Source organism: Noviherbaspirillum sp. (assembly GCF_035654295.1).
In the GTDB taxonomy this organism is placed as follows: Bacteria; Pseudomonadota; Gammaproteobacteria; order Burkholderiales; family Burkholderiaceae_D; genus Noviherbaspirillum.
Map to the genome: position 1 here is coordinate 1 of NZ_DASRXF010000196.1, position 8222 is coordinate 8222.

Genomic DNA, 8222 nt, shown 5'->3' on the forward strand with positions numbered 1-8222 from the left:
CGCCCACCTGCTCGAACGGTTCGAAGATGCGCGCGAACTGGTCTTCTTCCATCCCGATGCCCGTGTCGCTCACCTCGAACTGTATCCGCGCCAGCCCTTCGGCGGCGGGAAGTTGCACCACCCGCAGCTTGACCTGGCCGCGGTCGGTGAACTTGATGGCGTTGCCCAGCAGGTTGAGCAAGACCTGCCGCAAGCGCTTTTCATCCATCATCACGGCGGCGGGCAAGCCCTGGGCGACATCGAACACGACATCGAGCGCCTTCTGTTCGGCCTTCACGCGGATGATGTCGCAGATGGCGTGCAGGAATTGCCGCGGGTCGACCGGGCTTTCGTGGAGCTCGAACTTGCCGGCCTCGATCTTGGACAGGTCGAGCAGGTCGTTGATGAGCGTGAGCAGGTGCTCGCCGCTGTGCTGGATGGTATCGAGTCCGGCGACCTGCCGTTGATCGAGGTTGTGGTCGCGCTTGAGGATCTGCGCGTAACCGAGCACGGCATTGAGCGGCGTGCGCAGTTCGTGGCTCATGCTGGCGAGGAAGGTGCTCTTGGCGCGATTGGCGATCTCGGCGCGCTCCTTGGCCACGGTCAGTTCGGCAGTGCGTGCGCGCACCAGTTCCTCGAGGTGCTCGCGGTGCTGCTTGAGTTCCTTCTCGACCTGCATGCGGCGTTCGATGTCGCGCTCCAGTTCGCGGTTCTTGGTCTCGAGTTCGTCGAACAGGCTGCGCAGGGCCTGGCGCGTGCTTTCCAGGCTGTTGCCGAGGCTGCCGAGCTCGTCCTTGCGCTGCCAGTTGAAGGGTTCGGAAAGCTCGCGCCGGGCAAGGCGTTGGGAGGCGCCGATGAGTTGCCTGAGCGGCGCGAGCACGCGCACCTGCAGCAGCACCAGGATGAGCGCCAGGCTGAGCAGCAGCTGGCCGAGCGCCGTGAGGGCGAAGGCGATGCGGTCGCGCGTGATCTCGACGTCCAGTTGTCCGCTGTCCATTTCCAGCGTCACGTAGCCGATGACGTTGTCGTGGTAGAGGACATCGCGCGTGATCCGGGACTGCCGTCCGAGCCGACGCTTCGGCTGCTCGCTGTTCAGGAACACGCCGAATTTCTTGTCGCGCACGACGAGCGCCGTGACGCGGGCATCGCCGAGGACGGAATGGAATAGGGGCAGGCCGGCTTCATGGCTGAGGTTCCACAGCGGTTCCTGCATGCCCAGCGCGAGGATGTCGGCGAGGCGCTCGTGGTCGGCCTGCAGTTGCCGCGTCAGCGCGTCCTGCCGCTGGCTGAGGGTGAGCACGCTGCTGACCGTGAGCGGGATCAAGAGGCCGACGATGACGGCCAGCACGATGGAGGCGCGCAGTTTCACAGGCGGCCCTCGCTCTTGTGTCCTTGCAGAAACCGGAGTGTCTTCACCATGCGCCCTCCCTTGCCGGGTTGCGTTGTGCCAGTGTAGCAACCGGAGGGCCGCGCCGCCATGTCATGCCATGGCGGCGCGTGGATCAGGACTTGTGCCGCAGTTCGGCGATGCCTTCGATGCTGCCGATGGTGATGGTAACGGCCTTGTTGACCAGCGTCTGCTGCGTCGGGCGCCACGCAAACAGCCATTCCTTGTCGCTTGCCTGCTGCCTGGCGCGCGTAAAGACTTCGCCGAGCGGGCTAGGCGTGCCGTAGGAAATGGCGGCGTCGATGCCGGCCCAGCTCGGCAGGAGACGCTGCGCGGCGCGATGGATGCGTTCGCCGAATTGTTCGGCGTCGTGGATCACGAGGCAGCAATCCGTATTGCCGAGGCCGGCAAACAGGGAGGTGTCCCAGGCACTGGCGAGGCTCAGCGTGAGAAAACCCGGCCCGCGGACAGGACCGTTCGGCGGCTGCAGGCGGAATTCGCCGAACTGCAGCGAGCGTTCCAGTTCGGCGCGCGGTGCATAACGGTAAAGTTTCGGCGGGCGCTTGAGCGCATTGGCGGGCATTTGGGACGAGGCAGGATGCATGGAGTGAATTCCGAGGAGGGTTGCGAGCATTTAAGCAGATTCGGGGCCCGGCGACAAACACGGGCCTTCATCCGGACAACGAATGCTTACAGTTTCTTTCAGCCGGGCAGCTTGTCATCCGGTATCATCGCGTGGTACCCGGTCCGCCGGGGCATTTCGAACAGGAGCCCATCATGCGTCGCACTTTCGTCAACATCGCCATTCTTCTGCTGGCGTCCGCTGCCGCCGGCGCGCATGCCACGAGCGTCAGTGTCAGTGTCGGCGGGGAAGTCGCGCCTGGCGTATACGGCCGCGTGGATATCGGCAACGCGCCGCCGCCGGTCGTCTATGCCCAGCCTGTGATCATCACGCGCCCTGCCCGCCCGGTTGCGGTGCAGCCGGTGTACATGCATGTCCCGCCGGGACACGCAAAGAAGTGGTCCAAGCACTGCCACAAGTACAACGCCTGCAGCCAGCCGGTGTACTTCGTGAAATCGGCCGAGTATGACCACCACGGCGGCAAGGGTGGCAAGGGCAAGCACAAGCACGACTGAACGCATCGCACCGGCAACAAAAAAGCGGCCTGGCGGGCCGCTTTTTTTATGGGCGTTGCTGTCGCGCCGCAGCGTATTACTTGCCGCTGCCGCCGCCCGAACCACCACCGGAGCCGCCACCCGATCCGCCGCCGGAGCCGCCGCCATTGGAGCCGCCGCCGGTACCTGAAGCGCCGGTGGATGCACCGCCACTGGATCCGCTGGAGCCGCTGGAGCCGCCCGCCGCGCTCGGCGAAGCAGAGGATCCGGAAGTTTCAGATTTTGCCTTCTTGGCCTTCTTGGCCTTTTTCTTGGCCTTCGGCTTGTCAGTCGTGGCGTCGGTGGCGCCGGCGGAGGTGCCGGAGCTTGCACCGGCTGCGCCGCCGCTACCCGTGCTGCCGGTGCTGCCGGTAGCGCTGGGCGAAGTGGAAGAACCCGAGGTACCGGTCGAGCCGGTGGTCGAGCCGGACGATCCCGATGCGCCCGTGCCGGAGCTGCCCGATGCGCCGGAGGACGTGTCGCTGCTGCCCGATGTACCCGATGCGCTCGAACCCGAGCTGCCGCTGGAACCCGATGAGCCTGAGGCGCCGGATGCGGACGAACCCGGCTGCGGCGTGCTGGACGGCACGGAACTGGAGGTGCCGCTGCCGCCTTGCATGCCGGCGTCGCTGCCGGTGCCTGCGCCGGTCGCGCCTGTCGCACTCTGCGACTTGACGGTGGACGGGTCTGTTGCGCTGCTGCTGCTGCCTGACTGTGCCAGAGCGATGGACGATACGGACGCCACCACGATCAGCGACAGGGAGCGGAGAGTGGTCTTCAACGTCATGAGTAACTCCTTTTTTAGAATTGGGGAAAAGGCATCACCGATGCAGCAGTTTGGATGCAACGCTTGCCCGCTTGTTCAGCAGCTTTCACGACGCAGCGCGGCGAAACGCATTGGGATTTTTTCAAGTGACTGAATTTAAAGACTTTTTGACAATGTAAGAATGTGTAACGGCATCGAAGCCGTTTCAGTTCATTGCCGGCGATGCAGCCCCTTGCCGGGCCGCGAGGGTGGGAGTGAAGTGGAAGTGGAAGTGGAGCGGGGGCTGAGACTCGAACTCATGATCTCAACCTTGGACGGGTTGCGCTCTACCGTTGAGCTACCCCCGCACACCCCGGATCATAGCGGTGCTCCGGAGGTGCGGATTGACTTGCCGCAGACAATGCTGCGCTGCGCATACGCATCGTTACGCGACGCTGCCTTTCCGCAAACGGGCATTGAGTTCTTGCCGGAGCTCATCGGCAAACAGACGCCTGCTGGGCGCGGTGACAAATCTTCCCACGACGATCCGGCTTCCTCGCGCCTCGAGCTTGATCAGATCGCGGCTGGTCTTGGGCGCAGCGATGCGGGTGTGGTCGGGATCGAGGCGATACTGATGCGTCTTCCCTCCCAGAACGCGCTCCACCAGCAGGCAATTGTCGGTCAGCGCGATATGTTCGTGGTCTGTCGCATGGCGCCCATAGCACAGGAATGCGAACGCCACCCCGAGCATTTCCAGCATGGCAAACAGGAACACCTGCCACGCGCCGTGCAGCAGCAGGAAGATGCCCGATACAAGCGCCGACAGTGCAAACAGGATCAGGAAGGCGAGCGCCAGCTGGCGCGGCGAGAGGCAACAGTTTCGCCTCAGGTTCCATTCGCGGTTCGTCATGGCCGTCACCTCGGGTACATGCGGTTGCCTACTTGACAGTGGGAGGCACTTCGAAGGTATGGAATGGAGCGGGGCTGGGAACCGTCCACTCCAGCCCTTCCGCACCTTCCCACGGCTTGGCCGGCGCCTTCTGTCCGCCCTTGATCACGGGGAGCAGGATCGCAAACACAAAATAGACTTGCAGCAGGCCGTAGACCCAGCCGCCGACGGAGGTCAGCATGTTGAAGTCGGTGAACTGGGCCGGGTAGTCCGCATAGCGGCGCGGCATGCCGGCAAGGCCCAGGAAGTGCATCGGGAAGAAGGTCAGGTTGAGCGTGATGATGGAGCCCCAGAAATGGATCTTGCCGCGGGTCTCGTTGTACATGTGGCCTGTCCATTTGGGCACCCAATAGTAGAAGGCGGCGAACAGCGACAGCACGGAACCGGCCACCAGCACGTAGTGGAAATGCGCGACCACGTAGTAGGTGTCGTGCATCTGGATGTCGATTGGCGAGACGGCGAGGATCAGGCCGGAGAAGCCGCCGATGGTGAACACGAAGATGAAGCCGATCGCAAACAGCATCGGGGTTTCGAACGTGAGCGAGCCTTTCCACATCGTCGCGATCCAGTTGAACACCTTCACGCCGGTCGGCACGGAGATCAGCATGGTCGCGTACATGAAGAACAGCTGCGCGGTCACGGGCATGCCGGTGGTGAACATGTGGTGCGCCCACACGATGAACGACAGGATCGCGATCGATGCCGTTGCGTACACCATCGATGCATAGCCGAACAGCGGCTTGCGCGAGAACGCGGGAATGATCTGCGAGATCACGCCGAAGGCCGGCAGGATCATGATGTACACCTCGGGGTGGCCGAAGAACCAGAAGATGTGCTGGAACATCACCGGGTCGCCGCCGCCGGCGGCATTGAAGAACGCGGTGCCGAAGTGGCGGTCGGTCAGCAGCATGGTGATGGCGCCGGCCAGCACCGGCATCACGGCGATCAGCAGGTAGGCGGTGATCAGCCAGGTCCAGCAGAACATCGGCATCTTCATCAGCGTCATGCCGGGGGCGCGCATATTGAGGATGGTGGTGATGATATTGATCGCGCCCATGATCGACGATGCGCCCATGATGTGGACCGCGAAGATCGCGAGGTCCATCCCCATCCCCATTTGCGTCGAGAGCGGCGCGTACAGCGTCCAGCCCGCGGCCGTGGCGCCGCCCGGCGCGAACAGTGAGGCGGTCAGCAGGATCGCCGCCGGCGGCAGCAGCCAGAACGAGAAATTGTTCATGCGCGCAAATGCCATGTCCGACGCCCCTATCTGCAAGGGAATCATCCAGTTGGCCAGGCCCACGAAGGCCGGCATGATGGCGCCGAACACCATGATCAGCCCATGCAGCGTCACGAACTGGTTGTACAGCTCCGGCTCCACGACCTGCAGGCCGGGCTGGAACAGTTCGGCGCGGATCAGCATGGCAAGGAGCCCGCCCACCAGCCACATCACCAGCGAGAACCAGAGGTACAAGGTGCCGATGTCCTTGTGATTCGTGGCGTACAGCCACCGCTCCCGCCCGTGCGGCCGCTCATGGGCGTGATCGTGAGGATGGTCGGCAATGGTCGTGGTGCTCATGGGTGCTCCTGATGCTGCGGATGGTTACGCACTCCCCCGCTCTTGCTCGATGCCATCGGTCTCTGGCTGCAAGCGCCGGCTGGGTGTCGATTCGGGGGGCACATGAAAAGGCTTCCGCAGTCATCGCGGAAGAAACGGGTGAAGGTCGATCCAAGGAAGGGGCCTGGCATGTCGCCGCCAACGCCGATGCAAGCACCGTGCCGAAGAAGGGAGGAACGACTGCGTCCCGCGTTTCTCCCTGGGGGCGATGACGGCAGCGCCGCCGCGGCATAGTGATATCTACACAGTGTTTGCAGGATCTGCGTATTCGTGCGCGGAAACCTCGCTCTTGATCGCTGCTGGTGCAATGAAATAAGGCGAAAGCAAGCACCAGTTCGAATGAACCTTTTGAATGCCCATGTCTCAACCGACAGTAGCTAGATAAAGATGGATGTGTTCATCGCTTCGATGACACTCCGCTTCCTGAAATTTATGTGATTGGAGCATGGCATGAATAAAGTCTTGGTTGCACTACTCGTTTCCGCAATGTCGAGCGGCGTTGCCGTCGCGCAGAGTTCCACCGGCGGCACTTCATCCGGATCATCCGGCTCGGGCATGAGCAGTTCATCCGGCGCATCGGATAGCTCGGGATCGTCCAGCTCGACAACGAGCAAGAAGAAAAAGAGCCAGGACAGCAGCGGCGCTTCCGGATCTGGTGGAACGTCCGGCAGTGGTTCCGGAACATCGAGTGCGTCCGGTACCTCCGGCGGCGGGAGCAGTGGCGCTTCGGATACCTCGAGCGGATCGGGTGGATCGGGTGGATCGGGTAGCTCCGGTGGTTCCACCGGTTCGGGCTCTGGCGGCTCCGGCGGGTCCGGCTCTGGTGGCTCCGGCTCTGGTGGCTCCGGTTCCGGCGGTTCCGGTTCCGGTGGATCGGGCTCGGGTGGCTCCGGCGGTTCCGGCGGGTCCGGCCAATAGCATCCGGCTGCCCTTTCAAGGAAATGGGGAAGGACGCTTCCCCATTTGGCGGTCACGTGCCGCCATGCCGGTGCATCCTGTTTTTGTATGGAGCAATCTATGGATACTGACATGAACGAAAACCGCGGCGCATTTCCCGTCGACCGTCCGGTCGAAGCGCTGCTGCGGGATCACAATACGGTCCGCAAGCTGGCCGATACGTATGCCAACAGCCAGAACATGGACGTCAAGAAGCAGGCCGCAGCGCAAATCCTGCAACTGCTCGAGACGCATGCGAAGCTGGAAGAAAGCGTGTTCTATCCTGCGGTGCGCGATGTCGATGCGTCGATGGTCGGCCACTTCGAGCAGGAGCACCAGAAGGCGGATGACCTGCTGGAATCGCTCAAGGGTATGTCGATGGATGATCCGCAATCGGAGCAGATGCTCCGTCAGCTGATCGACATGACGATGCATCATATCCAGGAAGAAGAAGGCCAGTTCTTTCCCAAGCTGGAACAGGCCGGCATGGACATGACGCCGATCGGCTTGCAGATGCAGGCGTTCGAGGCGAACCTCGTCCACGCACAGGCGCAATCATCCCAGCAGGGCGCACGTCCTCAGTAATGTGCGCGATGACCGCGGAACGGCGAAGCCGGCCCGCGGCCCTGCATTGAATACCTCAAGCAGCGCGCGCAGGCGGGCTCAAGGGGAGCGACGTCGAAAGCGCGTACCACTTTTGCGCCGCCGCTCTGTGCAAGGGGAACTTCAAGGGCGTATTCCACGCGGCGGACAGGACGCGCACCACTTCATCGTTCGGGACGAACGCGATGGGAACGGCTACCGGATGCGGGTAGTAGGAAAAAAGCAGCAGCTTGTTGTCGGGCGTGATCGCGCTCGAAAGTAGCTGCCACTGCCGGACGTCGAGTTCCAGTCCGGTTTCTTCGAACACTTCCCGGTTGACCGCGGTGCTCGCGTCTTCCAGTTCGTCTACGTATCCGCCGGGCAGTGCGAGACCGCCGTCGCTGCGCTCGACGAGGATGATCTGTCCGGGAGAGCACGACGGGATGATGCCCACCGAAACGGGGGTCGGATTCTTGTACATGTCTGTGAAGGATTGCGTCAGCCAATAAATGCGGCTTACGCGCGCAAGAACGATGCCAGGCCAGCGCCGAGCAGCCGGTTCGCCACGCGGTGCCAGACAAAAGGCGCAGTCATGATCCTTCTGCCCGCCGGGCCCTGCACGGACAACGCGGCTTTCGACAACAACCTGAGCAAGTCGACGTTGCGCTGAACGCGGGCAATTTCCAGGGGAGTTTCTCCGGCCTCGGTCCTGGCGAGGACGTCGGCGCCTGCGGCGAGGAGCAGCCGGACCGCCTCCGTATTGCCCGCGGTGACCGCCACGTGCAATGCCGTCATCCCTTCGTCGTCCTTCGAATGCAAGGGGGCAGCGGCCTGCAGCAGCAGCCGCACGACGTCTGGATGCTTGTTGCCCGCC

The 8222-nt window shown here is 63.0% G+C and carries 10 protein-coding genes and 1 tRNA gene; 3 read left to right on the top strand and 8 right to left on the bottom strand.

Features of this window, described 5'->3' with window-relative positions; genetic code table 11:
- Both VFF99_RS18245 and VFF99_RS18250 read right to left on the bottom strand, forming a co-directional pair.
- A partial coding sequence (locus tag VFF99_RS18245) for a histidine kinase dimerization/phospho-acceptor domain-containing protein (protein ID WP_325020347.1) occupies positions 1-1348 on the bottom strand: 1348 nt, incomplete at its 3' end.
- A 133-nt stretch (positions 1349-1481) separates the two neighbouring features.
- Complete coding sequence (locus tag VFF99_RS18250) at positions 1482-1970, bottom strand: hypothetical protein (protein ID WP_325020348.1); 489 nt, start codon at positions 1968-1970, stop codon at positions 1482-1484.
- Between the two features lie 173 nt (positions 1971-2143).
- On the opposite strand from VFF99_RS18250, the gene VFF99_RS18255 reads away from it, so the two are divergent.
- The gene (locus tag VFF99_RS18255) at positions 2144-2503 is read left to right on the top strand and encodes a hypothetical protein (protein ID WP_325020349.1); all 360 of its coding nucleotides are present in this window, start codon (positions 2144-2146) and stop codon (positions 2501-2503) included.
- A gap of 146 nt (positions 2504-2649) precedes the next feature.
- Complete coding sequence (locus VFF99_RS18260) at positions 2650-3441, top strand: hypothetical protein (RefSeq protein WP_325020350.1); 792 nt, start codon at positions 2650-2652, stop codon at positions 3439-3441.
- Between the two features lie 118 nt (positions 3442-3559).
- Here VFF99_RS18260 and VFF99_RS18265 read toward each other — a convergent pair.
- The 4 genes from VFF99_RS18265 to VFF99_RS18280 all read right to left on the bottom strand — a co-directional run bounded on the left by VFF99_RS18265 (position 3560) and on the right by VFF99_RS18280 (position 6615).
- A tRNA-Gly gene (locus VFF99_RS18265) sits at positions 3560-3634 on the bottom strand.
- A gap of 77 nt (positions 3635-3711) precedes the next feature.
- Entirely contained in the window at positions 3712-4176 is a 465-nt protein-coding gene (locus tag VFF99_RS18270; protein WP_325020351.1) for a DUF2244 domain-containing protein, read from the bottom strand.
- 28 nt (positions 4177-4204) lie between these two features.
- A complete protein-coding gene (gene ctaD, locus VFF99_RS18275) occupies positions 4205-5791 on the bottom strand; it encodes a cytochrome c oxidase subunit I (protein ID WP_325020352.1) in 1587 nt (528 codons plus the stop codon).
- A 416-nt stretch (positions 5792-6207) separates the two neighbouring features.
- Positions 6208-6615 (bottom strand): hypothetical protein, encoded by a 408-nt coding sequence (locus VFF99_RS18280; protein ID WP_325020353.1) that lies wholly within the window; start codon positions 6613-6615, stop codon positions 6208-6210.
- Positions 6616-6859: 244 nt separating this feature from the next.
- Here VFF99_RS18280 and VFF99_RS18285 point away from each other — a divergent pair, with 244 nt between their 5' ends.
- The gene (locus VFF99_RS18285) at positions 6860-7351 is read left to right on the top strand and encodes a hemerythrin domain-containing protein (protein WP_325020354.1); all 492 of its coding nucleotides are present in this window, start codon (positions 6860-6862) and stop codon (positions 7349-7351) included.
- Positions 7352-7406: 55 nt separating this feature from the next.
- On the opposite strand, the gene VFF99_RS18290 is transcribed toward VFF99_RS18285, so the two are convergent.
- Together VFF99_RS18290 and VFF99_RS18295 are read right to left on the bottom strand one after the other, a co-directional pair.
- Positions 7407-7829, bottom strand: a complete 423-nt coding sequence (locus tag VFF99_RS18290; protein ID WP_325020355.1) for an NUDIX domain-containing protein — start codon at positions 7827-7829, stop codon at positions 7407-7409.
- A gap of 35 nt (positions 7830-7864) precedes the next feature.
- Positions 7865-8222 (bottom strand): ankyrin repeat domain-containing protein (locus tag VFF99_RS18295; RefSeq protein ID WP_325020356.1); only part of this gene is annotated, 358 nt, incomplete at its 5' end.